The following is a 23,879-nucleotide window of genomic DNA, read 5'->3' on the forward strand; positions in this document are numbered from 1 at the left end:
GGCATGGCCTGGCGGCTCTACTCCTTAGAACCCCTTCGCACAGAGGCCTTGGCCGGGCTAGGCGAGGGCCCGCCCCACCTCCAGGATTCAGGGGGGAGCTACCCCTTCCACCCTTTGGAGGAGCCTTGGGAGGCCAAGGGGGCCCCGCCCGTGCCCTGGCCAGAGCCCCTTTACTTCGTGGATGGGCGGGAGCGGGCCGAGGCCTTGATCTCCGATGGCCGGAGGCTGGTGCTCTTGGGGTGTGTGGCCGCCGGGGCGGTGGCGTTTGCCGAGGGGGGGATGCGCCTTTTGGAACCCCGGGTGCGCCGGGTGGGGGTGGGGCTTTGGGAACCCTTGGGCCTGGGGGAGTTGGTGTACGAGCCCTTGCCCCTGGAAGGGGGTGGGGAACCCCTTTCCCCCATGGCCTTGCAGGAGGGTTTGGCCAAGGCCCGGGCCCTCTTGGAAGAGGACCTGGCCAAAGGCCTTGAGGGGGGTCTCCTCATCGTGGATGGCCCGGTGCGCCTTAGGCGCCAGGGTCCGGTCCTGGGCTACATCAAAACCCACTGGGCCCGCTACCTCCCTGAGGACAAGGAGGCCCTCATCCCCACCCTAAGGCCGGGGGAGCGCACCCCCATGTTCCGCGTGCGCCGAGGAGGGCAGGAGCTGGCCAGCTGGTACCTGCGCCTGCCCCTTCCTCCCGAGGGGGTGCGGCCTCCCGAAAGCGGCCTCCTGCGGGTGGAAACCCCCCTCTCTCCGGAGGCCAAGGGCCTGGCGGACCTCTCCCTAAGCCTCTTCCCGGCCCTGGCCTCCCATCCGGTTAAAGACCCCCGGGCCCCCCAGAACCTCTTGCCCGTGGGAAGCCTGGAACGGGAGCTATCCCGTAGGATGGGAAGCCGGGATCTGGTGGGCCGCATCCTGGCCCGGTATCTGGGAGGTGGATGATGGGTGGGCCGGAAAACGGGCAACGGATCGGTGTGGTGCTGGGTCGGCGGGAGGCCACCCCCTTGGAGTTCTGGGTGGGGGTGGAAGGGGAAGGGCTTTTGCGCCTGGACGACCTGGTGGTGGTGGAGGGCTATCACCCCAAGGTGGGCAGGGTGCGCTACTTCGGCATGGTGGACCACGTGGCCAAGGCCCATGAGGGGGAAAGCTACGATACCGACACCTTCTTGGCGGTGGAGGGCAAGATCCCCGTGAGCCTGGCCTACGTGGCCCATGTGAGCGTGACCCGCATCCTGCCCGAGGAGTTTTTCCCCCCAGACCCGGGTTCTGCCGTCTACCTGGCCCAAGGGGAGGACCTGGAACTGGCCCTTTACTACGAGGCCATGAAAAACCAAAGGGGAAGCACCAAGCTTCCCGCGGGGTTTCTGAAAAACGGGGAGGTGGCCTACCTCAACCTGGAGTTTTTGAACGGGGTCAAGGGGGGGCATGTCAACATCTCGGGGATCAGCGGGGTGGCGGCCAAGACCAGCTACGCCACCTTCCTCCTGAAGAGCCTCTTGGAAAGCGGGGTCCTGGAGGACGCCCACCAGGCCCGGGTCCTCCTTTTCAACGTGAAGGGGGAAGACCTCCTCTTCCTGGACAAGCCCAACCTGCGCCTTTCCCCGGAGGCCAAAAGGGATTACGAGAAGCTGGGCCTTGACCCGGGGCCCTTTAGGAGCGTCACCTTCCTGGCCCCGCCCAAGAAGGGGGGGGAGGGGATCCTTCCCCACGTGGAAACCCGGCTGGAGGGGGTGAAGGCCTACTACTGGGACCTGGTGCAGTTTGCCCAGAAGGGGCTTCTTCCCTTCCTCTTTGCCGACCGGGGGGGGATGAGCAACCTGGGCTACCTCATCGTCCACGTGACGGAAAAGCTGAGGCGGCTGGCGGAAGGGCAGAAGGGCCCCCACCTCCTGGTTTCGGACTGGCCAGGAGCGGAGCTTCCGGAGGAGATCACCTTTGACGACCTGGGCCGGGTGCGGTTGAAAAGCTTCGCCCAACTGGTGCAGTACCTGGAGTACAAGCTTCTGGGGTCCGAAACGGGGGAAGGGAAGGGGGACGAGACCTGGGTGGCCCGCCAGGCCCGGGGGACCCTCGAGGCCTTTGTGCGCCGCCTCCGCTCCAGCGTGGAGAACGTGGGCCACCTGATCCGGGGAGACCGCCCGGGCAACCCCCCGGACCCCCTTTCGGGGAGCCATCAGGTGCACGTGGTGGACCTGGCCAAGCTCTCCCCCCAGGCCCAGATGTTCGTGGTGGGTAGCCTCCTCTCCGACCTCTTCGCCAAGAAGGAGCGGGGCCAGTACCGGGGGCGGGTCTTCGTGGTCTTGGATGAGCTCAACAAGTACGCTCCCCGGGACGAGGAAAGCCCCATCAAGGACGTGCTCCTGGACATCGCCGAACGGGGCCGCTCCTTGGGGGTCATCCTCATCGGGGCGCAGCAGACCGCCAGCGAGGTGGAGCGGAGGGTGGTGGGCAACGCCGCCATCCGGGTGGTGGGCAGGCTGGATGCCGCCGAGGCCGAGCGGCCCGAGTACCGCTACCTCCCCACCTCCTTCCGCCAACGGGCCCTGATCCTGCCCCAGGGGATGGTGATCCTGCACCAGCCGGAGATCCCCGTGCCCCTTTTGGTGCGCTTTCCCTTCCCGGCTTGGGCCACCAAGCGGGAGGAGGTCCTGGAGGACAACTCCGCCGAGGCCCTTAGGCGGGAGTTCTTCTAGTAGGATGGGGCTACCATGAAGGAGACCCCGCTGTATCAAGCCCACCTGCGCCACGGGGGACGCATGGTGGAGTTTGCCGGCTACGCCCTGCCCTTGCAGTACACCTCCATCGTGGAGGAGCACCTCTTCGTGCGCCGGGAGGCGGGGCTTTTTGACGTAAGCCACATGGGGGAGTTTCTCATCCGGGGCCCTGGGGCCCTGGCCTTTTTGCAGTGGGCGACGGTTAACGACGCCGCCAGGCTCAAGGTGGGCCGGGCCCAGTACTCCATGCTTCCCAACGCCCAAGGGGGGGTGGTGGACGACATCTACCTGTACCGTCTGGCGGAGGAGGAGTACCTCATGGTGGTGAACGCCGCCAACATCGCCAAGGACTTTGCCCACCTGAAGGAGCTTGCCCGGGGCTTTGCCGTGGAGCTCACCGACGTCTCGGAGGAGACCGCCCTTCTGGCCCTCCAGGGGCCTAAGGCGGCCTCCCTCCTCCAGGGATTGACCGAGGCCGACCTTTCGCAAAGGAAGAAGAACGAGGTGTTCGCCGCTCGTGTGGCGGGCCGGCCCGCCCGCCTGGCCCGGACCGGGTACACCGGGGAGGATGGCTTTGAGCTGTTCCTGGCCCCGGGGGATGCCGAAGAGGTCTTTGAGGCCCTCTTGGCGGCGGGGGCCAGACCCGCAGGCCTAGGGGCCCGGGATACCCTGCGCTTGGAGGCCGGCTTTCCCCTTTACGGCCACGAGCTCACCGACGCCACCAACCCCCTGTGCACCCCCTGGGCCTGGGTGGTGAAGAGGGAGAAGGAGTACTACGGCAAGGAGGCGATGCTGGCCACGCCGTGCGCGGATAAGCTCATCGGCCTGGTGTTGGAGGTGGGGATTCCCCGGGAGGGGTATGGGGTGTACTCCGGTGACCGGGCGGTGGGCCGGGTGACCAGCGGGGGCTATTCTCCCCTATTGGAAAAGGGCATCGCCTTGGCCTATGTGGAAAAGGAGGCGGAGGGACCTTTTGTGGTGGAGGTCAGGGGACGGAAGGTTGGGGCTTCCCTTAGCCCTTTGCCCTTTGTACCGCTAAAATAGCGGGGGTTAGGAGGCGCTATGGACATACCCAAGGACCGCTTTTACACCAAGACCCACGAGTGGGCCCTGCCCGAAGGGGATACGGTTCTGGTGGGCATCACCGACTACGCCCAGGATGCCCTGGGGGACGTGGTCTACGTGGAGCTCCCCGAGGTGGGGCGCAGGGTGGAGAAGGGGGAGGCGGTGGCCGTGGTGGAGAGTGTGAAGACCGCCTCCGACATCTATGCCCCTGTGGCTGGGGAGGTGGTGGAGGTGAACGCCGCCTTGGAGAAGACCCCGGAGCTCATCAACCAGGACCCCTACGGGGAGGGTTGGATCTTCCGCCTTCGCCCCCTGGACATGGGGCACCTGGACGACCTTCTGGATGCCGCTGGCTACCAGGAGGTCCTGGAAAGCGAGGCGTAGGGCGGCCGGTATGGCGGGTTTTGGGCTTTGCGGTGCCCGGATGTCCTTAGCCGGGCAGCGGAGCCCTTCTGTGGCCCCGGGTCAAATGGCCCGGGGGTTTTGTTTAAGGATGGACCTATGGACTACACGCCCCATACGGAGGAGGAGATCCAGGCCATGCTGCAACGGGTGGGGGCGGGAAGCCTCGAGGACCTCTACCGGCACCTGCCCCAGGAGGTTCTAAACCCCCAGATTTCCCTGCCCGAGCCCTTGCCCGAGTGGGCGGTGTTGGAGGAGCTCAAGCGGCTTGCGGCCAACAACAAGCCTGCCTTCAAGGCCTTTTTGGGAGGGGGGATACGCAGCCATCACACCCCGCCCGTGGTCCAGGCCCTGGCAAGCCGGGGGGAGTTCCTCACCGCCTACACCCCTTACCAGCCGGAGGTAAGCCAGGGGGTTTTGCAGGCCATTTTTGAGTACCAGACCATGGTGGCGGAGCTTGCGGGCCTGGAGGTGGCCAACGCCTCCATGTACGACGGGGCTACCGCCTTGGCGGAAGGGGTCCTTTTGGCCCTCAGGGAGACGGGGAGGATGCGGGTGGTGGTTTCCCAAGGGGTGCACCCCGAGTACCGGGAAGTCCTCCAAAGCTACCTGGACGCCGTAGGGGCCGAGCTTCGCACCTGGCCTTTGCGGGAGGGCCGTACGCCCCTAGGGGAGATACCCGAGGGCACGGGGGCGGTGGTGGCGCAAAACCCCAACTATCTGGGCGCCCTGGAGGACCTCGCCCCCCTGGCCGAGGCCGCCCATAGGGCGGGGGCGCTTTTCGTGGTGGTGGCCGACCCCCTTTCCCTCGGGGTTCTGGAGCCGCCCGGGGCCTACGGGGCGGACATCGCCGTGGGGGACGGCCAGACCCTGGGTCTGCCCATGGGGTTTGGCGGGCCCCACTTCGGCTACCTGGCCACCAAGAAAGCCTTCGTGCGCCAGCTTCCCGGCCGGCTGGTGTCGGAAACCGTGGACGTGGAGGGCAGGCGGGGTTACATCCTCACCCTGCAGGCGCGGGAACAGTACATCCGCCGGGCCAAGGCCAAGAGCAACATCACCACCAACGCCCAGCTCACCGCCCTCATGGGGGCCATGTACCTGGCGGCCTTGGGGCCAGAAGGCCTTAAGGAGGTGGCTCTAAAGGGCGTGGCCATGGCCCACCGCCTTTGGGAACTCCTCTTGGAGATCCCCGGGGTGGCGCCCTTTACCCCGAAGCCCTTTTTCAACGAGTTCGTCCTCAGGCTTCCCCGGGATCCCCAGGCGGTGCGAAAAGCCCTGGCGGCACGGGGCTTCCACGCCGCCACCCCGGTGCCCAGGGAGTACGGGGAGAACCTGGCCCTTTTCGCCGCCACGGAACTTCACCGGGAAGAGGACCTTATGGCCCTCGCGGAGGCCATGCGGGAGGTGCTGGCATGAACTACCCCACCATCTTTGAACGGAGCCGTCACGGAAGACGGGGCTTGAGGCTGGTGCAGGAGGTTCCCGAGGCCACCCGCTACATCCCGGAAGGGTTCCTGCGCAAGGAGCCACCCCGGCTTCCCCAGGTGGACGAGCTCACCCTGGTGCGCCACTACACGGGGCTTTCCCGCCGCCAGGTGGGGGTGGACACCACCTTCTACCCCTTGGGCAGCTGCACCATGAAGTACAACCCCAAGCTCCATGAGGAGGCGGTGCGGCTTTTCGCCGACCTCCACCCCTACCAGGACCCGAGGACCGCCCAAGGGGCCTTGGAGCTCATGTGGCAGCTTGGGGAGTACCTGAAGGCCCTCACCGGCATGGACGCCATCACCCTAGAGCCGGCCGCCGGGGCCCACGGGGAGCTTACCGGGATCCTCATCATCCGCGCCTACCACCAGGACCGGGGGGAGGGGAAGGAGAGGCGGGTGGTGTTGGTGCCGGACTCCGCCCACGGCTCCAACCCCGCCACCGCCAGCATGGCGGGGTACGAGGTGCGGGAGGTCCCCTCGGGGCCGGATGGGGAGGTGGACCTCGAGGCCCTAAAGCGGGAGCTGGGCCCCCATGTGGCCGCCATCATGCTCACCAACCCCAACACCCTAGGGCTTTTTGAAAGGCGGATCCTGGAGATCGCCCGCCTGAGCAAGGAGGCGGGGGTGCAGCTCTACTACGATGGCGCCAACCTCAACGCCATCATGGGCTGGGCCCGGCCTGGGGACATGGGTTTTGACGTGGTGCACCTGAACCTGCACAAGACCTTCACCGTGCCCCATGGGGGAGGCGGCCCCGGTTCCGGGCCCGTGGGGGTGAAGGCCCACCTGGCCCCTTACCTCCCCGTGCCCACGGTGGAAAGGGGAGAGGAAGGCTTCCACCTGAACTTTGACCTCCCCAAGAGCATCGGCCGGGTGCGAAGCTTCTATGGCAACTTCCTGGCCTTGGTGCGGGCTTGGGCCTATATCCGCACCCTAGGGCTAGAGGGTCTTAAGAAGGCCGCGGCCCTTTCCGTGCTGAACGCCCGCTACCTGAAGGAACTCCTCAAGGAAAGGGGCTACCGCATCCCCTACGACGGGCCTTGCATGCACGAGTTCGTGGCCCAGCCGCCCGCGGGCTTCCGCACCCTGGACCTGGCCAAGGGGCTTTTGGAGCTGGGCTTCCACCCGCCCACGGTGTACTTTCCCCTCATCGTCAAGGAGGCCCTGATGGTGGAGCCCACGGAGACGGAGAGCAAGGAGACCCTCGAGGCCTTCGCCGAGGCCCTCGGGGAGCTCTTGCAAAAGCCCAAGGAGTGGCTGGAAGGGGCCCCCTACACCACCCCCGTCCGCCGGCTGGACGAGGTGCGGGCCAACAAGCAGCCCAAGCTCACCTACTTTGACGAAGGATAAAGGGGAGGGGCCTAGGGCCCCTCCCCCAGGGCGGCCTTATTTCTCCACGGGTAGGCCGGCTCCCGTCCAACCTTTCCAGCCCATGCGGATGTTGTAAACCTCATAGCCCTGGCCGCGGAGGAAGAGCAAGGCCATGGCGGCTCTATGGCTGGAGCCACAGTAGACCACGATGGGTTTTCCCTTGGGCAGTTCTGCTAGGCGGTTGGGTAGCTCGTGGAGGGGGATGTTTACGGCTCCGGGAACATGTCCGTTCTTGTAATCCTGAGGAGGCCGGACATCCAGAACAAAGGCCTCCATGAACTCCATCAGCTGCTTGGCCTCCACCGCATCCCGGTTGTAGTCGTCCGTGGTGATGGTGGCCAGGAAGCTCCCTACCTCCTTGACGGTGGGCGGGGAGAAGAAGGTTGGAAGCTTGGTTTGCGCCAAAACGGGAAGCAGTAGGAGAAGGCCGAGCCAAGGCCACTTCGGCAACCTTGCTAAAGAAAAGTTTTTTCTCATGGTTTCCTCCTAGGCTTGAAAGCCTAGCTCACCACCCTTCAGCTGTCAAGAAACGGGAATACAGTTTTAAGGTGTAGAGGGTTCAGAGGCCGAAATAGGCCCGCGCCAGGGCCACATCCTTGGCGATCTGGCCCTTTAACTCTTCCAAGTTAGGGAAGCGCCGTTCCTCCCGCAGGCGCTTTAGGAAGGCGATGCGCATTTCCTCCCCATAGAGTTCCCCGGCAAAGCCCAGGAGGTGGACCTCGAGGCGCCGCTCGCTCCCGTTTAAGGTGGGCCTCGTGCCCACGTTGGCCACTCCCTTATAGCGGCCAAAGGCTCCTTGGGCCTCCACGGCAAACACCCCGGGGGGAAGGACCTTCTGGGGGTGGACGGCCAGGTTGGCGGTGGGAAAGCCGAGCTTCCTCCCCAGCTTTTCCCCTTCCACCACCACCCCGTAAGCCCCATAGGGCCGGCCCAAAAGGTGGCGGGCCTCCTCCACCCGGCCCTCTTGCAAATGGGCGCGGATGCGGCTGCTTTTCACCGGTTCCCCACCTAGGGTCAGAAGGGGAACCGTGCGCACCGGGGCCACCCGGGCCAAGTCCTCGGGCCCCCCGGTCCTTCCCTTGCCAAAACGGAAGTCTTCCCCCACATAGATGCGGCTGGCTCCCAGCCGCTTTAGGTCCTCCAGGAACTCCTCCGCCTCCCTCTGGGCGAAGGTCTCGTTGAAGGCTACCGCCAGGATGAGCTCCACCCCTAGCGCCCTTAAGGCCTCCACCTTTTCCGTAAGGTCCATCAGGAACCCCTCCCCCCGGGTGAAGACCTTGGTGGGAGGGTCAAAGGTGTAGACCAAAAGGGGCTGGTGAAGGCTCTTGGCCTCGGCCTGGGCCAGGTGCAAAAGGTGCTGATGGCCCAGGTGCACCCCATCAAAGGAGCCCACGGCCACCACCTTGGCCCCTTTGGGGACGTCAGCGACCTCGGAGAAAAGCATGGTAGTAAAGTACGCCCACCAGACCGGTGGCGGAAAACTCCACCTCGCCTTTATGGTGCATCTCTAAGGCCTTTTCCGGCTCCAGCCAGACCACCTCTATGGCCTCGTCTTCGTCGGGGTTTGCGCTTGCTTCCCTTAGGTTTTGCGCCAGGAAGACGTGGGTCTTCTCATCGGTGAAGCCTGGGGAAACGTAGTAGCTGAAAAGGTACGTAAGGTCCCCCGTAAGGCCTGTTTCCTCGGCCAGCTCCCGCCGGGCAGTTTCCCAGGGGTCTTCCCCAGGTTCCATAAGGCCAGCGGGGATTTCCAGGGGAGCTAGCCCCACGGCAGGCCGGGGCTGGCGCACGAAGAGCATCTTCCCGTCCTTCATGGCGATGACGGCCACCGCTGGTCTATGCTCCACGATCTCGTAGTGGCCTTCCAAGGCCAGGTTCAGGATGCGGCCCCGGTAGAGGTAGGTGCGGCTCACGTCCCCATGTTAAGGCCAACGGCCCCGGGGGACACCCCCCGGGGTTACCGCAAGGGAATCACTGGAGGGCGTTCAGGGTAGCCAGGAGGACGGCGCGGGTGTAGGTGGGATTATGCACCCCCTTGGAGCCGTCGTTCACCAGGAGGAGATAGTTCCAGCTGGCCCGGACGATGGGGTCCTTGGTGAGGAAGACGGGCTGGCCCTTTTCGTCCCGGATATCCCCAAGCTGGCTGTAGAGCACGGTGCCGTCGGTGAGCGTCATCTTGAAGGCGATCTGCCCGGCGATGGAAACGATGTCCACTCGGTACACCGGAGCCTGCACCGGGGTGTTGGGGGCGAACTGGCCGGTTTCCGGGTTATAGGCCCGGACAGTCTTAATGCGGTCCCTTACTGCCAGAACCCGGGCGTTCACCTGGCTACGCAGCAGGGAGAGGAGGTGGTTGGTGTTTTCCTGGACCATTTCCTTGGTGTACTTGGTACCGTGGCAAGAGGCGCAGAGGTTTTCCGGGGTCTTGAAGGTGTGGCTGGAGTACTCCCCTGTACCCGCCAGGCTCATGTGGCAGGTGGAGCAGGCGTTCCCGGTGAAGAAGGCATGGGGGTTGGGCCATTCCTTGGTGTCATCCACAAAGAAGGCGTTCTTACCCAGGATTACGTCCCCTTGGCTGGAGGCGTGGGGCGGCACATACCGGCCAGGGTCCTCGGTGTTCCAGGTAATGCGGCCGTTCCGGGAGTTGTGGCAGGCGATGCACAGGGCGGCGTTGCCCACGGCCGTGGCCTTAAACCCCGAGGGCAACATGGGGGTATCGTGCACCAGGCGCAAATCCCCCTCCTCGTCGTGGCAGGCCTTGCAGGTGATGGGTCTGACCTGGTCCCTGGTCAGCCCCAGGGACTTGAGGTAGTCCACGGTGGCCGGCTTGCCGTCCGGACCCACCAGGTTTCCGGGGTTGCCCTTTTTAAGCTGGTCCAGCCAAGCGATGAAGCCCTGCTCGCTGTGGCAACGGGCGCAGTGGGCGGCGCCCTCGGCTCGGGCCTCCACTGTGGCCACGCTCAGGGTCTTGGCCCCCATCACCCCGTTATTATGGGCGCTTTGCTCCCATTCCTTTTGGATAGCCTCCTTGTTGGAAAGGGCTACCATGAGGCCCAGGGCCAAGAGGACCAAAAGGGCTTTTTTCATAAGCATCACCCCTTACGCGTCCATTACATACCCCCATTACCACCTGAGTCAAGGGCAAGGTGTCCCCGCAAGCGGGGGCACGTTCCCCCGCGATAGCCAGGGGTAGGGTATCCAGGTACAGAGGGTATACTGGGCGGCATGTATGGGGTGCTGGTGTGGCCGCCGGAAGACCTGAAGGGTTTTCTGGAAGGCCTGCAGGCCCAGTATGGGGTGAGGGGCTTTGGCCCTCCTCACCTCAACCTGCGCCAGCCCTTTGACTGGCCCTACGAGGAGGAGGCGTTGAAGATCGCCCTTTCGGGCATCCTCCGGGGGCATGCTCCCTTTCGCCTGCGCCTGGGGAGTTGGGGCTATTTTCCCCAAGGGGTGGTCTACCTGAGGGCCTACGGGGGTACGCCTTTCCGGCGGCTCTACCATGCCTTGGAGCCCTTGGCCCCGCCCCTTAAGGAGATTGAGGGCCCCAGCTACCTACCCCACCTTACCCTGGCCCTGGGGCTTTCCGAAGAGGAGGCTAAGGGGCTGGTCCAAAGCCTTCCGCCCCCACCCCGGCATTCCTTCATGGTGAGGGAGGTGGCCTTGGTGCGGGACGAAAACGAGGGCCACCTCTTGGAGGTGGCCCGCTTTCCCCTGGGTACCGGGTGAGGGCTAGTCCAGGAAGTCCCGGAGCTTACGGGTGCGGGACTCGTGGTACTTGAGCTTTCTCAGGGCCTTGTTCTCAATCTGGCGGATGCGCTCCCGGGTGACCCCAAAGTAGGCCCCCACCTCCTCGAGGGTATGCTCCCGTCCATCTATGAGGCCTTTGCGCAGCTTCAGCACCATGGCCTCCCGCTCAGAAAGCTTGGAGAGGGCTTTTTCCAACTCCTCGGCCAGGAGGCTCTGGGCGGCGGCGTCCACGGGGGAGGGCAGGTTCTCGTCGGGGATGAAGTCCCCATAGAAGCTGTCCTTTTCGTCCCCGATGGGAGTTTCCAGGGAAACCGGCTCCTGGGCAATCTTCAGGGTTTCCTCCACCCGCTTGGCGTCCCAGCCCGGGCCCATGGCCTCGGCGATCTCCTCGTAGGTGGGTTCCCGCCCCAGCTCCTGCTGCAGGGTGCGGGCGGTGCGGGAGAGCTTGTTGATGGTCTCCACCATGTGCACGGGGATGCGGATGGTGCGGGCCTGGTCGGCGATGGCCCGGTTGATGGCCTGGCGGATCCACCAGGTGGCGTAGGTGGAGAACTTGAAGCGCCGCTTGTACTCAAACTTCTCCACCGCCCGGATGAGGCCTTGGTTGCCTTCCTGTATTAGATCCAGAAAAGAGAGCCCTCGGCCGGTGTATTTCTTGGCGATGGAAACCACCAGCCTCAGGTTGGCCTCTATGAGGTGCTGGCGGGCGGCCTCCCCCTCGCGGGCGAGGTGCAGGTAGCGCTTAAGCTCCTTGGGGAGGCTTTTGAGCTTTTGGTCAATCTCCTCCACCGTCTTGGGGTCCAGTTTCTCCTTTAGGCCGGGGATCTGGCCGATGCGGGCGGAGCCCAGGATCTTGGCCCGGACCACCTCGCGGATCAAATCCCCATCCAGGCCCGTGGCCTCGGAGAGCTTCTTAATGGCCTCCATGCCCTCCTCCACCTTGCGGGCCAGCTCGATCTCCTCCTCCAAGGTGAGGAGGGGAACCTGGCCGATCTCGTGCAGGTACTGGCGCACGGGATCGGAGGTGGAAACCTTGGGAAGGGCCAGTTCCTCCTCTTCCTCAAAGAGCTCCTCGCCCAGGTAGTCCGGGGAAGGCCCTTCCTCGGGGAGAAGAAGGTCGTCGGCCTCCAGGAAGCCCTCCTCCCCCATGGGGTCCAGGGGCTCCTCCAGGAAGATCTCGGGGGCGAGGTCGGGCTCCTCCACCTCGGGCTGGGGTTCCTCCGGCCCCTCCTCCGGATAGCTCCTCTGGGGATCCTGGGCAGCTGGGGCCATCTCCTCGAGGGGGGTTTCCTCCTGGGGAGGGGTTTTCCCCCGCTTTTCCGAGGCGGCCCCCTCAGGGCTTGCCTTGGCCGGGGAGGCCTTGGGGGATTTCCCTAGGGCGTTGGTGGGTTCTTGGGTTTGGACGGACATCCTTTCCTCTTCCCCAGCGGTAACCTGCTTTGCCTTGTTCTTGCTCTTCTTCAACGCGGACCTCCCTCCTTGGGGTTTCTATCCCCGGTTGGCCTTTTGGGCGAAAAGCACCTTGTACTCCCTCACCAAAAGCGTCCTAAAAGCGCCAAAGCGCTCCTCCAGTAGGGGCTCATACTTGAGAAAGGGGTTGGCCACCAGGAAAAACCCACCGCCCGGCTTTAGCCGGGCCGCCGCCGCTTCCACGAAGGCCTGGGCCACATCCAGGATAACCGCTCCCCCCACGTGAAAAGGGGGGTTCGTAACTATGATGTCAAATGCCTGGCCTTCTGTCAAGGCCTCGTCCACATCGGAGTGGAGTACCAGGGCGGTGAGCTGGTTCTCCACCAGGTTCCTCCTCAAGGAGAGGACCGAGACCAGGTCGTCCTCTAGGGCCGTCACCTCCCCGCCCATGTGGGCCAAGGGCAGGGTGAGGGCCCCGTAGCCTGCCCCCAGGTCCAGGATGCGCTTTCCCCGGATGCCTTCCCGGCCCACCTCCCCCACCAGGGCCTCCAGAAGAAGCACCGAGGCTTTGTCCACCTTCCCGGCGGAAAAGACCCCAGGGAGGTGGAAGAAGGTGAAGGACTCTCCGAGAAGCGTGGCCGCAAAGCGGTGCCAGAGGGCGGGTAGGGGTGGAGCCTCTTTTTCCTTTTCCAGAAGGGCCACCCGCACCGGGCCTTCCCGCTTCAGCACCTTGCCGTAGCCCAAGAGGGCCTGGGCCTCCTTAAAGTAGCGCTCGAACCCCTTGTTCTTATCCCCGGCCAGATACACCCGCCCCCCCATCCGTAAGGCGCGGGCGGCGGCCACCAGGGTGGCCTGCACGTAAGCGGTGCCCCGGCCTGCGGGCAGGGCCAGGACCACCAGGTGGTAGGCGTTCTCCTCCGCCTCCCAGGGAGGGGCCAGGCGGACCCTTAGGCCGCTGGCCTCGAGGCACCGCAAGGCGGCCCTGGAGGTCTCCAGCCTCTCCACCACCATCCGGCCTTCCAGGGGAAGGCTTCCCAGGCCCACCCCGGGGTTGAGGTCCAGGGCCTTTTCCCCGTAAGGCGTTACCACTTTTTGCAGGAGCTCATAGACCGGATCCCGGTATCCCCGGGCCCCCGGCTTCACGTAAAGCACCCCTCCCGGCCGGGGTAAGGGGGTGAGGTGGTGGTACTCGGTTAGGGTCAGGCCCACAATGCTCCAGGATACGGGGCTTGGGGTGGATGGGCAAATGTGATAGTATTCCTTTTCAAGCCGCCCCCATGGCGGCAAGGAGGCAGACGTGGCCCTGGTCGTGCAAAAATATGGCGGCACCTCCGTGGGGGACCTGGAGCGCATCCACAAGGTGGCCCAGCGCATCGCCCACTACCGGGAAAAGGGGCATAGGCTGGCGGTGGTGGTCTCGGCCATGGGCCACACCACCGACGAGCTCATCGCCTTGGCCAAGCGGGTGAATCCGAGACCACCTTTCAGGGAGCTGGACCTCCTCACCACCACCGGGGAGCAGGTTTCCGTGGCCCTCCTCTCCATGCAGCTATGGGCCATGGGCATCCCGGCCAGGGGGTTTGTGCAACACCAGATCGGCATCCTCACCGATGGGCGCTTTGGCGATGCCCGCATCCTGGAGGTAAACCCTACCCGCATTCAGGAGGCTTTGGACCAAGGGTATGTGGCGGTGATCGCCGGCTTCATGGGCACCACCCTCGAGGGGGAGATCACCACCTTGGGCCGGGGAGGTTCCGACACCACCGCCGTGGCCATTGCCGCTGCCCTGGGGGCCAAGGAGTGCGAGATCTACACGGACACGGAAGGGGTCTACACCACCGATCCCCACCTGATCCCCGAGGCCCGCAAACTGGAGGCCATCGGCTACGACCAGATGCTGGAGATGGCCGCCCTGGGGGCCAGGGTACTCCACCCTCGGGCGGTGTACTATGCCAAGCGTTACGGGGTGGTGCTCCACGTGCGCTCCAGCTTCTCCTATAACCCCGGTACCTTGGTGAAGGAGGTCAACATGGAGATGGGCAAGGTGGTGACGGGTGCGGCCTTGGATCTGGACCACGCCCAGATCGGGCTCATTGGGATCCCGGACCAGCCGGGGATCGCCGCCAAGGTCTTCCAGGCCCTGGCGGAGCGGGGCATCGCCGTGGACATGATCATCCAAGGGGTTCCCGGGCACGATCCTTCCCGGCAGCAGATGGCCTTTACCGTGAAGAAGGACTTTGCCCAGGAGGCCCTCGAGGCCCTGGAACCCGTCCTGGCCGAGATCGGGGGGGAGGCCCTTCTCCGCCCTGACATCGCCAAGGTCTCCATCGTGGGGGTGGGGTTGGCCTCGGCCCCGGAGATCCCCGCCAAGATGTTCCAGGCGGTGGCCTCCACCGGGGCCAACATTGAGATGATCGCCACCAGCGAGGTGCGCATCTCCGTCATCATCCCCGCCCAGTATGCCGAGGCGGCCCTAAGGGCGGTGCACCAGGCCTTTGAGCTGGATAAGCCCTGATGGAAAGGACCTTCCTCTCCTGGGAGGATCTCCTTCGCCTGGTGCGCCACCTGGTTGGGAGGCTTCCGGGGGAGGAGTTTGACCTCATCCTGGGCATCGCCCGGGGCGGGCTCATCCCCACGGCCCTTCTGGCCCAGGCCTTGGGAATGCGGGACATCGTGACGGCAGCGGTGAGGTTCTACGAGGGGGAGGAGGCTCTTCCTGAGCCGGTGTTCTTGCAGTTTCCCCCGGATCCTGTGCTTTTTGGCAAAAGGGTTTTGGTGGTGGATGACGTGTGGGACTCGGGGCGGACAGCCCTGGCGGTGAAGCTCCGGGTGCGCCAGGCGGGCGGTTTTCCCTTGGTGGCCACCCTGCACTTCAAGCCCGGCCGGAACCAGGTGCCGGACCAACCCGACGTGTACGCCGAGGCCACGGAGGCCTGGGTGGTCTACCCTTGGGCCCCGGAGGCCTGGAGGAAAACGCAAGCCACCCTGGCCTTGGGCCAGGGTGGGGTGCGGAAGCCCTAGATGAGCCCCAGAGCCTTTACCTGTTCCATCTCGTCCAGAAGCTCCTGGGCGGTGATCTCCATCCGCTTCCGGGCGAAGTCGTTGATCTCCAAACCCCGGACGATCTCGTACCTCCCATCCTTGGCGGTGACGGGGAAGGAGTAGACGATCCCCTCGGGGACCCCGTAGGAGCCGTCGGAAGGGATGGCCATGGAAACCCAGTCCCCTTCAGGGGTGCCCAGGGCCCAGTCGCGGATGTGCTCAATGGCGGCGTTAGCGGCGCTGGCGGCGCTGGAGGCACCCCGGGCCTGGATGATGGCCGCTCCCCTTTGGGCCACGGTGGGGATGAACTCCTTTTCGTACCACTCCATGTCCACCAGCTCCAAGGCGGGTTTGCCGTCCACCTCCGCATGGAAGAGGTCGGGGAACATGGTGGAGGAGTGGTTACCCCATACGGCAATCCGGCGGATGCGGTCCACGGGAACCCCGGTTTTCTTGGAAAGCTGGGCCTTGGCCCGGTTGTGGTCCAGCCGGGTCATGGCGGTGAAGTTCCTGGGATCCAGGCCCTCGGCGTTTTTGTAGGCGATGAGGGCGTTGGTGTTGGCGGGGTTGCCCACCACCAGGACCCTGACCTGGCGCTTGGCCACCTCGGCCAGGGCCCGGCCCTGCTCGGTGAAGATCCGACCGTTCATCTCCAGGAGGTCGCGGCGCTCCATGCCCGCCTTCCTGGGGGCCGCCCCCACCAAAAGGGCGTAGTCGGCGTCCTTAAAGGCCACCTTGGGGTCGTCCGTGGCCACGATCCCCGCCAAGAGGGGGAAGGCGCAGTCCTCCAGCTCCATGATGACCCCTTCCAGGGCTCTGAGGGCCTGGGGGATCTCCAAGAGCTGGAGGATGATGGGCTGGTCCTTTCCCAGCATCTCCCCTGCAGCGATGCGGAAAAGAAGGCTGTAGCCGATCTGGCCTGCGGCGCCGGTGACCGCCACGCGAACGGGGCTTTTCATCCTGTACCTCCATGGGCCTATGCCCAAAAGGATTCTACCTCAAAGGTTACGGTAGATGCGCCTTTCCGCCTCAATGGCCTGGTCCAGTTCCTGGATTTCTCGCAGGATCTCCAGGCTGGGGTTGCGGTGAAGCTCTTCTTTCAGCTTGGCCCGACGCTCCAGGTAATAGGCTTCCCGCAAGCGGGCCAGGGTTTTTTCCAGGAGTTCTGGGAACCTGGGCTCGTCCATGGAGGGGACCAGCATCAGCCTTTCCAGAAGGATGCCCCCCGCTTCTTTGCGGCTTAGCACCTGGCGCAGGTAATCCCGTCGGGGTTCGCGGCTGGCCAGCTCCAAGAACTCGGAGAGCAGGGAGCCTTCCGGGGGCCATACGTGAAGGGCCGTGTGGTGCACCCACTCGGCGAAGCGCTCCTCCGGCAGGGAGAGGAGGAGGGCCATCACGTCCAGCTCCAAAAGGAGGACCCGGTTTTTGGGCTCGGCCTTGGGGGGTTGGGGGGGTGGGCGTTTGCCCCGCTTGAGGCTGGCCAGGTAGTCCTCCAGCTGGCGCGGGGAAAGCCCTAACCGCTCCACCACCAGGGCCTTGAGGCGGTCGGCCACGGGATCAAAGGGCTCCGGGGAGAGCATCCTGGGGGTGAGGGCTTCCAATACTTTGCGCTTGTGCTCGGGCCGGGTTAGGTCGAGGCCCCGGCTGGCCTCCTGGAAGCGGAACTCCACCTCGGGGAGGGCCTCCTCCAGGGCCTTTTGGAAGAGGGCCGGGCCCTCAGGGAGGAGAAGGAGCTCCCCGGGGTCCTTGCGGGGCAGGCGCACGGCATAGAAGAGGAACTTCCGGGCCAAGGAGAGGTCCAGGCTCTGCAGGGTGGCCTTTTGTCCGGCCTCGTCGGCGTCAAAGGCCAGGTAGACCTCCCGCACCTCCTGCATGGCCAAAAGGTGGGCCTGCTCCTCGGAAAGCCCCGAGCCCAAAACCGCCACCGCCTCGGTGAAGCCCATCTGGTGGAGGGCGATGGCGTCAAAAAGCCCTTCCACCACGATGACCCGCCCCTCGCGCAGTTTGGCCTTGGCCTCGGGGTAGGCGAAGAGCACCTCCCGCTTGCGGAAGAGGGGGGTTTCCGGGGAGTTCAGGTACTTGGGGGTTTCCTCCCCCAAGGCTCTTCCCGTGAAGGCCACGATCCGCCCCAGCTGGTCCTTGATGGGGAAGGTGATGCGGTTCCGGAAGCGGTCGTAGAAGCGCCCGTCCTTTTCCGCCAGGACCCCGGCCTTAAGGCCCTCCTCCGGGCTGATGCCGTGCCGGCTCAGGTGGGTGAGGAGGCCATCCCCCTTGGGGGGGGCATAGCCCAGGCCAAAGCGGGCTATGCTTTCCGGGTTGAGGCCTCGGCCCTCCAGATACGCCTGGGCCTCGAGGGAGGCCTTGAGCCCCTCCAGGAAGTACTCCTGGGAAAGCTTGAGGACATCCAGAAGCTCCCGGCGCTTGGCGGGAGCCCCGCCCTTGGGGAGCTCTACCCCTGCCTCTTCCGCCAGGCGCTCTAAGGCCTCCCGGAAGTCCAGGCCTTCAATCCTTTCCACAAAGGCGAAGAGATCCCCTCCCGCCTTGCAACCGAAGCAGTGGAAGAGCCCCTTCTCTTCGTCCACGTAGAAGGAGGGGGTCTTTTCCTGGTGGAAGGGGCAAAGACCTTTCCAGCGGCCGCGGCCTGCGGGCTTTAGGGCCACGTACCGGGCAACCACCTCCCTTAGGGAGAGGCGACGCTTGATGGCCTCTACCGCATGGGCCGCCTCCATCCTACCCCCCGCTCACGCCAAAGCCTCAGGACCCACCTTCCCAGGATACCGTATCCCCGGAGGTCCCCTTGGGGTTCCTCCCCCAGGAGGACCTTTTGCCAGACGTGAGTTAGGGGCACAGAGGGGGTGAATCCCAGGAGGTGTTCCACCCTCTCCCCCCCTTCAAGGAGGAGCTGGGCCCTTAGGAGCCGGGCCACCTCCAGGTGTACGGCGAAGCCCGTGCGGTGGGTCTGGTAGAGGAGGTACTGGGAGAGGGTCTGGGCCCTTCTTGGGGCCTTGGGCCAGAGGTAAAGGGCCAGGGAGGTCAGGGCCAGGTGGTACACGTAGGGGTTGGAAAGCCTCCTGGCCTCCCGCAGGGCCTCCTTCAGGAGGGGGGTGGGATCATGGCCCTTTTGCCAGCGGTGGTGGGCCAGGGCCAATACCCCCAGGGCCTTACCGTCCGGGTGGTGCAGGGCGGCCTGGAAGAGATCCTCCCGGAACCGCCCCCTTAGGGTCCAGGTGGAGAGGAGGGCGGCAGCCAGCCAGGGGTGGGGCATCCGGTGGTAAGCGGCCTCGCCCTCCTCCAGGGCTTGGGGGAGGCGGCCGGTTTCCAGAAGGAGGCGGATACGGGTGGCGTGGAAGCGGGTTTCCGACTCCAGGTCCCCGGGCGGGGCCTCGGTTAGCAGGGCCTCCGCTTCGGCGTAGCGGCCCAGGTCCATGAGGAGGCCCGCTCTTAGGCTCTGCCGGTGGAGGCGTAGGGAAGCGGGGATAAGGGGATGGGGCTCGGTGAGGACCTCCAGGGCTTGCCGGGGCTGGAAGGCCCGCCAAAGGGCCCCCGCCACCCTAAGCCTGGCCTGGGCCTCCTCCAGGGGGTAGGGCTTGAGGCTGGGCAGGAGGGGAAGGAGGTGTAAGGGATGCTGGGCCTGGCGGAGGGCTTCCAGCACGGGGTCTTCGGACCTAGGGCCCCCTGGGGCCTCCTCCGCTTGGCCTAAGGAAGCCTGGGCATCCTGGAGCTCCTTGGCCAAGGCCTCCCGCCAGGAGGGTGGGGCGGCCTTCAGGGCCTCGTGGTAAAGAGGAATGGCCTGTTCGGGGTGGCCTTGCCGCCAGGCGGCCTGGGCGAGAAGCCTCAGGGCCTGCACCGCCTCCTGCACCTGCCCGGCCTGCTTCAGGTGGTGGGCCATGGGCCAGAGGGCCCCCTTTTCCCGGTAAAAGCGGGCCGCCGCCTGGTGCCAGGCCTTGGCCCGCTCCTCCGGCACGAGGGCCCGGGCCGCTTGGGCGATCTCGGGTAGGACCCTGCCCCCTTGCACCAGGCCCTCCTCCTCCAGGCGCTCGGCGGAAAAGGTGCCCGCTAGCACCTGCAGGAGCTCCACCAGGTCTCCTTTGCGCCTTTCTTCCTCCAGGAGGGGGGAGTCCTGCTCCAGCACCCCAAGGATCAAAAGGACCTGGCGTTCCGCCGGGGGGAGGGCGTCTAGGGCGGGTTGCAGGGCCAGTAGGGGAGGGGCCTTGAGGCCCTGGACCTCCAGGATAGGCGGGAATAAGGGCCTGCGGCTTTCCGCCAGGACCGAGAGGTTGGGGAAAGGGTGCCGAAGAAGGGCCCGCAGGATGCGATCTGGGGCATGGAGGTTTTTGGCCACCAGGAGGAGGGGGTGGGGCAGGTTTTGCAAAACCCTTTTCCAGGCTTCGTAAATGGCCGCCTCCAGGGTGGTGCGTTCCCAGGGAGGGCGGGGCACCCTAGCCAACCTAGCCCCTTCGGGGCCCTTTTCCTCGAGGCCCAGGCTGTAGCGCCAGGCCAGGGCAAGCTCGGGGGAAAGGTCCGCCAGGGCTAAGAGGGCTTCCGGTTCACCAAAGGCCTTCTCCACCGCCTGGCGCAGGGTGGTCCGCAAGGGGGTTTCCGGCCCCATGCGCTCCAGGACCACCACGGGGTGAGGAAAGGCTTCCAAAAACTTCTCCAGAAGAAGGGTTTTGCCGCTTCCCGGCGGGCCCACCAGGTTCAGGCGGGCGGGGAAGCGGCCGAAGGTTTTCTGAAGCACGTCCAGAAGAGCCTGGCCGTCCGGGTCCAGCCCTACCTGGACCGCCTTCACCCGGGACACCTCCACCGTTCCCAGGCCCTTGGCCTCCCGGAGGCCCAGGCCTTCCGCCTCCACCCCTCGGGCCAGGGCCAGGGTTTGGGGCTCGGTGAGCACCTCTCCCGGGAGGGCCATCTTGCTGAGCCGCTCCGCCAGGACCACCGGGGGGCCCACCGCGGTGGGTTCGCCTGCCTGGCCGCTTCCCAAGGGGGCCCAAAGCACCTCCCCGCTGGCCACCCCGGCCCGGGCGGGCAAAGGGGAGGTGCGCACCATCTCCAAGGCGGCCTCCAGGGCCCGCCAGGGCTCTTTGCCCCGAGCCCTGGGGGCCCCAAAGAGGACCAGGATCCCGTCCCCCAGGAAGCGGTGGACGAAACCTCCTTGGGCCCGGGCCACGCGAGCGGCTTCCTCGAGGGCCTCCTGCAGGTGCTGGTAGGCCACCTGGAGGCCCGCTTGGAAGTGCTGGCTGGAGTTCACCAGATCGTAGAAGAGAACGCTTACATACCGCCTTTCCTCGGGCAAAAGGGCCCCCAGGGCCCGGCCGCAGGCCATGCAAAAACGGGCCTCGGGGGGGTTTTTCTGCCCGCATTCGCAGCGCATCTCACTCCCGGAAGAGCATTAGAGGTGGCCAGAGGAGCACCTCGGCCATCTCCGGCAAGGGATCTTCCGCATACACCACCAGGGGCAGGAGGCTTTCCAGCAAGTAAAAGCCCTCGGCCAAGGGGAGGGCTTTCCCCCCTAGGCGGTAGGAGGCCCCCTCCCGTTGCCAGAAGGCCTCCCCCCTTAAGGGTTTGGCCTCCCGCACCATCCCGTGCAGGAGCACCCAGATGGGGCCGGTGGGGGCAGGGGGGGTACCCCGGTCAAAGGCGTAGAAGACCTGGCCCCGGGCCAGGCCCTCCAGCAAGGGGCTTCCCCAAGGTTCGGGAAACAGGTAAGCCTCCACCCCATGGGCTCGGAAACGGGCGAAGAAGGCCTCGGGGCTTTCCTCTATGGCGTGGCCGGTGGCGGTGGCCCTGGGGGTCATGGCTAAAGTCTAATGCAGGGTCCTCTGGGGTAGGGAGAGGGTGAGGTGGGCGGCTAGGAAAAGGGCCGCCTCCTTGTCCAGGTACTGGTTGCCGTTGCCGCACTTGGGGGAGAGGACACACCGGGGGCAACCTTCCTGGCAGGGGCAGGCCTTGAGGAGCTCCAAGGCCGCCTGGATCCACTGGGGGAAGCGGCGGGCCGCCTGGCGGGCGTAGCCCACGCCCCCGGGGTAGCCGTCGTAGATGAAGATGGTGGGGCCGCCGCCCGAGGGCAGGGGCTTAGGGTAGAAGGGGTAGGAAAGCCCCCCAAGGTCCTGCCTTTCCGCCAGGACGAAAAGGGGAAAAAGGCCGATCAAGGTGTGCTCCAGGGCGTGGATGCCCCCGGGGATCCGGTGGGATGGGACCACCAAGGGGGGGTGGAACCAAAGGGCCTCGGTGGGGAAGGTGATCTCCGGCAGATCCAAGGGCACTTCTTCCAGGACGCTTCCCGTGAAGAAGCGCTTCTTGGCATAGGCCACCACCCGCTCCCGCAAGACCACCTGGCCCACCCAGACCCCATGGGCCAAGGCTTCCCCGGAGAGGACTTCCAGATGGGTTTCCGCCCGGGGCTCGGTGTAGTAGTCCTCGAGGGCGGGAAGAAGCCAGATCTCCCGCCTTTGGGGGTCGATGTTCCGCACCAGGTAGCTCTCCCCCCCGTGCAGGTAGACCGCCCCCGGGTGGGCCTCCCAGTAGGCCTGGCGCTCGTCCAGGTAGCCCAGGACCTCCCCATCCGGGCCCCTTAGGGTGAAGGTGGCCCCCAGGCCCCTCAGGGAGATGTCCCGGTGAGGGCGGCGCCTGGGGGTGTAGTAGCGCCCATCCTTTTCCCTAAGTTGGGCCAAGGCCTCCGGGCAGAGGATCTCCTCCCGCACAAGGGGTTTCTCCCAGGCGGCGGCGTGCAGGTGGAGGGGGCAGAGCACGGGGTTTTGCGGATCCGCCACCGCCACCTCAGGAGGGGTCCTTAGGAGGAGTTCGGGCCGGTGGAGGAAGTACTCGTCCAAGGGGTCCTCCCGGGGGATGTAGACCACCAAGGCCCTCCGCCTCCCCCTTCCCGCCCTGCCCGCCCGCTGCCAGAAGGCGGAGATGGACCCGGGGTACCCCACCAAGGCCACGGCGTCCAGTTCCCCGATGTCCACCCCCAGCTCCAAGGCGCTGGTGGAGACCAGGACCCGCACCTCCCCAGACTTCAAGCCCTCCTCCAGGCGGCGCCTTTCCTTGGCGGTGTAGCCCGCCCGGTAGGGGCGCACCTTGGGGTGGGCGGCGTAGCGGGCGATGAGCTCCGCGCTTTTCCGGGCGTTGGTGAAGATGATTCCCCTTAAACCCCCTTCCGCCAAGGCCCGGGCCAGGTAGGCGGCCTCCAGGAGGGGGCTTCGCCGCCTCTCCCCCTTGGCGTCCAGGGGCTTGGGCAGGAGCACCAAAAGCTCCCGTTCCGAGCGGGCCACCTCCTCCCGGAGCTCCACGAAGGGAAGGCCGGTCAGACCTTCAGCGTGCTCCTGGGCGTTGCCGATGGTGGCGCTGGCGGCGATCACCTGGGGGTTGGCCCCGTAGTGGCGGGCCAGGCGCAGGAGGCGGAAGAGGACCAGGGCCACGTGGGTGCCGAAGACCCCTCGGTAGGCGTGGAGCTCGTCCAGCACCAGGTAGCGGAGCCGGGAAAGGAAGGGGGCCCACTCCCCGTGCCGGGGCAGGAGGCCGAAGTGGAGCATGTCGGGGTTGCTGAGGAGGACCAGGCCCTCTTGGCGAGCCTTCCGCCTAAGGTCGGCGCGCGTGTCCCCATCGTAGGGATAAACCCCTTGGATCCCCAAGGCCTCGGCCATGGCCCTAAGGCGCCGCAGTTGGTCGTGGGCCAAGGCCTTGGTGGGGAAGAGGAGGAGGCTGGTCCCTCCCTCCAGGGCGGCCTTGAGCACCGGGGCCTGGAAGACCAGGCTCTTACCGGCAGCGGTGGAGTAGGCCATGACCACGTTGTTCCCTTCCTCCACCCTAAGGAGGGCCTCCTTCTGGTGGGCGAAGGGTTTCAGGCCCAAGGCCTCGAGGACCCCGGCGAAGGTCCCCCGGTAGGGGACGGTCTTGGGGGGACTGGGGGGAAGGGTGCGGGCGAAGACGATCCGGCCTTGGAACTCCGGGTCTGCCTCCAGCCAGTCCCGGTAGCTTTTCCACCCCCTTAAGGCCTCGGGCAGCACCCTTCCATTATGGCCCCTTGCGGCCTGCGCCTAGAGTTCCTTGACCCAGACCTCGTGGATCACGGGATGGCCGTGGTAGGGGGCCCAGAAGGGGCTGGCCCGCTTGGCGTAGAGGCGGAAGCCCAGGCTTCCGTAGAGCTTCCGGGCGGCGGCGTTGGCCCGGGTGGTGGAAAGCTGCACCCCTTTTACCCCGCTTCTCTTTAGGCAATCCAGAAAATCCCTAAGGAGGGCCTTTCCCAGGCCTTTCCCCTGGGCCTTGGGATCCACGGCGATGTGGAGGTGGGCGGGGTAAAGGCTCTTGGGGGCCTTAGGGCCTGGGAAGAGGAGGAGCCTCAGGAGGTAGCGGAGGTGGGGAAGAGGTGGTCCGTAACAGCCTAGCAGAAGCTTGAGGAGAAGGAGCGGTATGCGGGGAAGGAGGTAAAGGGTGAGGGCGAGGTGGGAACAGGCGCCCAGGATGTAGCCCAGGATCTCCCCTTCTTCCTCCGCCACCCGGCAGCAGCATCCCCGCCTCAGGTAAGGGGCTACGAAGAGCTCCCCCCAAAGCTCCTGGCTGGGGAAGACCAAAGGGCCTTCCCGCCCCAGGAGGAGGGTCCGGTGGGAAAGCCGGGCGATGGCGGGGAGGTCTTTTTCCTCGGCGGGGCGAAGGAGGGCCACAGGAC

General features: G+C 65.8%; 21 protein-coding genes. 9 read left to right on the plus strand and 12 right to left on the minus strand.

Features of this window, described 5'->3' with window-relative positions; all coding sequences use genetic code 11:
• Nucleotides 1-3: 3 nt before the first annotated feature.
• The 6 genes from L0D16_RS03905 to gcvPB all read left to right on the plus strand — a co-directional run bounded on the left by L0D16_RS03905 (nt 4) and on the right by gcvPB (nt 6,997).
• Complete coding sequence (locus L0D16_RS03905) at nt 4-921, plus strand: DNA double-strand break repair nuclease NurA (protein ID WP_243030138.1); 918 nt, start codon at nt 4-6, stop codon at nt 919-921.
• Nucleotides 921-2,672, plus strand: a complete 1,752-nt coding sequence (locus L0D16_RS03910; RefSeq protein WP_243030139.1) for an ATP-binding protein — start codon at nt 921-923, stop codon at nt 2,670-2,672. Before L0D16_RS03905 ends, L0D16_RS03910 begins: the two co-directional genes overlap by 1 nt.
• 15 nt (nt 2,673-2,687) lie before the next feature.
• Complete coding sequence (gene gcvT / locus L0D16_RS03915) at nt 2,688-3,737, plus strand: glycine cleavage system aminomethyltransferase GcvT (protein ID WP_243030140.1); 1,050 nt, start codon at nt 2,688-2,690, stop codon at nt 3,735-3,737.
• 18 nt (nt 3,738-3,755) lie between these two features.
• Nucleotides 3,756-4,142, plus strand: a complete 387-nt coding sequence (gene gcvH, locus L0D16_RS03920) for a glycine cleavage system protein GcvH (protein ID WP_114312099.1) — start codon at nt 3,756-3,758, stop codon at nt 4,140-4,142.
• Nucleotides 4,143-4,259: 117 nt separating this feature from the next.
• Entirely contained in the window at nt 4,260-5,576 is a 1,317-nt protein-coding gene (gene gcvPA / locus L0D16_RS03925) for an aminomethyl-transferring glycine dehydrogenase subunit GcvPA (protein ID WP_243030141.1), read from the plus strand.
• A complete protein-coding gene (gene gcvPB / locus L0D16_RS03930) occupies nt 5,573-6,997 on the plus strand; it encodes an aminomethyl-transferring glycine dehydrogenase subunit GcvPB (RefSeq protein ID WP_243030142.1) in 1,425 nt (474 codons plus the stop codon). Before gcvPA ends, gcvPB begins: the two co-directional genes overlap by 4 nt.
• A gap of 36 nt (nt 6,998-7,033) precedes the next feature.
• Here gcvPB and L0D16_RS03935 read toward each other — a convergent pair whose 3' ends face one another.
• The 4 genes from L0D16_RS03935 to L0D16_RS03950 all read right to left on the minus strand — a co-directional run bounded on the left by L0D16_RS03935 (nt 7,034) and on the right by L0D16_RS03950 (nt 10,102).
• Nucleotides 7,034-7,495, minus strand: coding sequence for a rhodanese-like domain-containing protein (locus L0D16_RS03935; RefSeq protein WP_243030143.1), 462 nt, complete (start codon nt 7,493-7,495; stop codon nt 7,034-7,036).
• Between the two features lie 82 nt (nt 7,496-7,577).
• Complete coding sequence (ribF, locus tag L0D16_RS03940) at nt 7,578-8,462, minus strand: riboflavin biosynthesis protein RibF (RefSeq protein ID WP_243030144.1); 885 nt, start codon at nt 8,460-8,462, stop codon at nt 7,578-7,580.
• Nucleotides 8,440-8,928: an NUDIX domain-containing protein gene (locus L0D16_RS03945; RefSeq protein ID WP_243030145.1), complete on the minus strand. Its 489-nt coding sequence runs from the start codon at nt 8,926-8,928 to the stop codon at nt 8,440-8,442. Before L0D16_RS03945 ends, ribF begins: the two co-directional genes overlap by 23 nt.
• A gap of 58 nt (nt 8,929-8,986) precedes the next feature.
• Complete coding sequence (locus L0D16_RS03950) at nt 8,987-10,102, minus strand: hypothetical protein (protein WP_243030146.1); 1,116 nt, start codon at nt 10,100-10,102, stop codon at nt 8,987-8,989.
• Nucleotides 10,103-10,240: 138 nt separating this feature from the next.
• Between L0D16_RS03950 and L0D16_RS03955 the strand changes: the two genes are divergently transcribed.
• Entirely contained in the window at nt 10,241-10,741 is a 501-nt protein-coding gene (locus L0D16_RS03955) for a 2'-5' RNA ligase family protein (protein ID WP_243030147.1), read from the plus strand.
• A 3-nt stretch (nt 10,742-10,744) separates the two neighbouring features.
• Here L0D16_RS03955 and rpoD read toward each other — a convergent pair whose 3' ends face one another.
• The gene (gene rpoD / locus L0D16_RS03960; protein WP_423247856.1) at nt 10,745-12,034 is read right to left on the minus strand and encodes an RNA polymerase sigma factor RpoD; all 1,290 of its coding nucleotides are present in this window, start codon (nt 12,032-12,034) and stop codon (nt 10,745-10,747) included.
• A 216-nt stretch (nt 12,035-12,250) separates the two neighbouring features.
• Nucleotides 12,251-13,381 (minus strand): class I SAM-dependent methyltransferase, encoded by a 1,131-nt coding sequence (locus L0D16_RS03965; RefSeq protein ID WP_243030149.1) that lies wholly within the window; start codon nt 13,379-13,381, stop codon nt 12,251-12,253.
• Nucleotides 13,382-13,469: 88 nt separating this feature from the next.
• Here L0D16_RS03965 and L0D16_RS03970 point away from each other — a divergent pair, with 88 nt between their 5' ends.
• Nucleotides 13,470-14,687 (plus strand): aspartate kinase, encoded by a 1,218-nt coding sequence (locus tag L0D16_RS03970; RefSeq protein ID WP_243030150.1) that lies wholly within the window; start codon nt 13,470-13,472, stop codon nt 14,685-14,687.
• Nucleotides 14,687-15,193, plus strand: coding sequence for a phosphoribosyltransferase (locus tag L0D16_RS03975; protein WP_243030151.1), 507 nt, complete (start codon nt 14,687-14,689; stop codon nt 15,191-15,193). The genes L0D16_RS03970 and L0D16_RS03975 overlap by 1 nt, the downstream gene beginning before the upstream one ends.
• Here the strand turns inward: L0D16_RS03975 and L0D16_RS03980 are convergent.
• From L0D16_RS03980 to L0D16_RS04005, 6 genes are read right to left on the minus strand one after another with little or no spacing between them, the layout of a single operon-like run.
• Nucleotides 15,190-16,173 (minus strand): malate dehydrogenase, encoded by a 984-nt coding sequence (locus L0D16_RS03980; protein WP_243030152.1) that lies wholly within the window; start codon nt 16,171-16,173, stop codon nt 15,190-15,192. The two genes, L0D16_RS03975 and L0D16_RS03980, sit on opposite strands and share 4 nt — an antisense overlap.
• Nucleotides 16,174-16,212: 39 nt before the next feature.
• Nucleotides 16,213-17,943: a DNA primase gene (gene dnaG, locus L0D16_RS03985; RefSeq protein ID WP_243030153.1), complete on the minus strand. Its 1,731-nt coding sequence runs from the start codon at nt 17,941-17,943 to the stop codon at nt 16,213-16,215.
• Complete coding sequence (locus L0D16_RS03990) at nt 17,922-20,585, minus strand: AAA family ATPase (RefSeq protein WP_243030154.1); 2,664 nt, start codon at nt 20,583-20,585, stop codon at nt 17,922-17,924. The genes dnaG and L0D16_RS03990 overlap by 22 nt, the downstream gene beginning before the upstream one ends.
• A 1-nt stretch (nt 20,586) precedes the next feature.
• Nucleotides 20,587-21,009, minus strand: a complete 423-nt coding sequence (locus tag L0D16_RS03995; RefSeq protein WP_243030155.1) for a hypothetical protein — start codon at nt 21,007-21,009, stop codon at nt 20,587-20,589.
• 9 nt (nt 21,010-21,018) lie between these two features.
• Nucleotides 21,019-23,220: a DEAD/DEAH box helicase gene (locus L0D16_RS04000; protein WP_243030156.1), complete on the minus strand. Its 2,202-nt coding sequence runs from the start codon at nt 23,218-23,220 to the stop codon at nt 21,019-21,021.
• Nucleotides 23,221-23,250: 30 nt separating this feature from the next.
• Complete coding sequence (locus L0D16_RS04005; protein ID WP_243030157.1) at nt 23,251-23,874, minus strand: GNAT family N-acetyltransferase; 624 nt, start codon at nt 23,872-23,874, stop codon at nt 23,251-23,253.
• Nucleotides 23,875-23,879: the final 5 nt, after the last annotated feature.

This window comes from Thermus altitudinis, from assembly GCF_022760835.1.
Classification (GTDB): domain Bacteria; phylum Deinococcota; class Deinococci; order Deinococcales; family Thermaceae; genus Thermus; species Thermus altitudinis.

Excerpts from the sequence above, each read along its gene's own strand:
- gcvPB (WP_243030142.1), top strand. The coding sequence starts at position 5,573 with ATGAACTACCCCACCATCTTTGAACGGAGCCGTCACGGAAGACGGGGC.
- L0D16_RS03950 (WP_243030146.1), bottom strand. The coding sequence starts at position 10,102 with ATGAAAAAAGCCCTTTTGGTCCTCTTGGCCCTGGGCCTCATGGTAGCC.
- L0D16_RS03975 (WP_243030151.1), top strand. The coding sequence starts at position 14,687 with ATGGAAAGGACCTTCCTCTCCTGGGAGGATCTCCTTCGCCTGGTGCGC.
- L0D16_RS03995 (WP_243030155.1), bottom strand. The coding sequence starts at position 21,009 with ATGACCCCCAGGGCCACCGCCACCGGCCACGCCATAGAGGAAAGCCCC.
- L0D16_RS03955 (WP_243030147.1), top strand. The coding sequence starts at position 10,241 with ATGTATGGGGTGCTGGTGTGGCCGCCGGAAGACCTGAAGGGTTTTCTG.
- gcvPA (WP_243030141.1), top strand. The coding sequence starts at position 4,260 with ATGGACTACACGCCCCATACGGAGGAGGAGATCCAGGCCATGCTGCAA.
- L0D16_RS03980 (WP_243030152.1), bottom strand. The coding sequence starts at position 16,173 with ATGAAAAGCCCCGTTCGCGTGGCGGTCACCGGCGCCGCAGGCCAGATC.
- ribF (WP_243030144.1), bottom strand. The coding sequence starts at position 8,462 with ATGCTTTTCTCCGAGGTCGCTGACGTCCCCAAAGGGGCCAAGGTGGTG.
- rpoD (WP_423247856.1), bottom strand. The coding sequence starts at position 12,034 with ATGGCCCCAGCTGCCCAGGATCCCCAGAGGAGCTATCCGGAGGAGGGG.
- L0D16_RS03905 (WP_243030138.1), top strand. The coding sequence starts at position 4 with ATGGCCTGGCGGCTCTACTCCTTAGAACCCCTTCGCACAGAGGCCTTG.
- L0D16_RS03990 (WP_243030154.1), bottom strand. The coding sequence starts at position 20,585 with ATGCGCTGCGAATGCGGGCAGAAAAACCCCCCCGAGGCCCGTTTTTGC.
- L0D16_RS03910 (WP_243030139.1), top strand. The coding sequence starts at position 921 with ATGGGTGGGCCGGAAAACGGGCAACGGATCGGTGTGGTGCTGGGTCGG.
- gcvT (WP_243030140.1), top strand. The coding sequence starts at position 2,688 with ATGAAGGAGACCCCGCTGTATCAAGCCCACCTGCGCCACGGGGGACGC.
- gcvH (WP_114312099.1), top strand. The coding sequence starts at position 3,756 with ATGGACATACCCAAGGACCGCTTTTACACCAAGACCCACGAGTGGGCC.
- L0D16_RS03935 (WP_243030143.1), bottom strand. The coding sequence starts at position 7,495 with ATGAGAAAAAACTTTTCTTTAGCAAGGTTGCCGAAGTGGCCTTGGCTC.
- dnaG (WP_243030153.1), bottom strand. The coding sequence starts at position 17,943 with ATGGAGGCGGCCCATGCGGTAGAGGCCATCAAGCGTCGCCTCTCCCTA.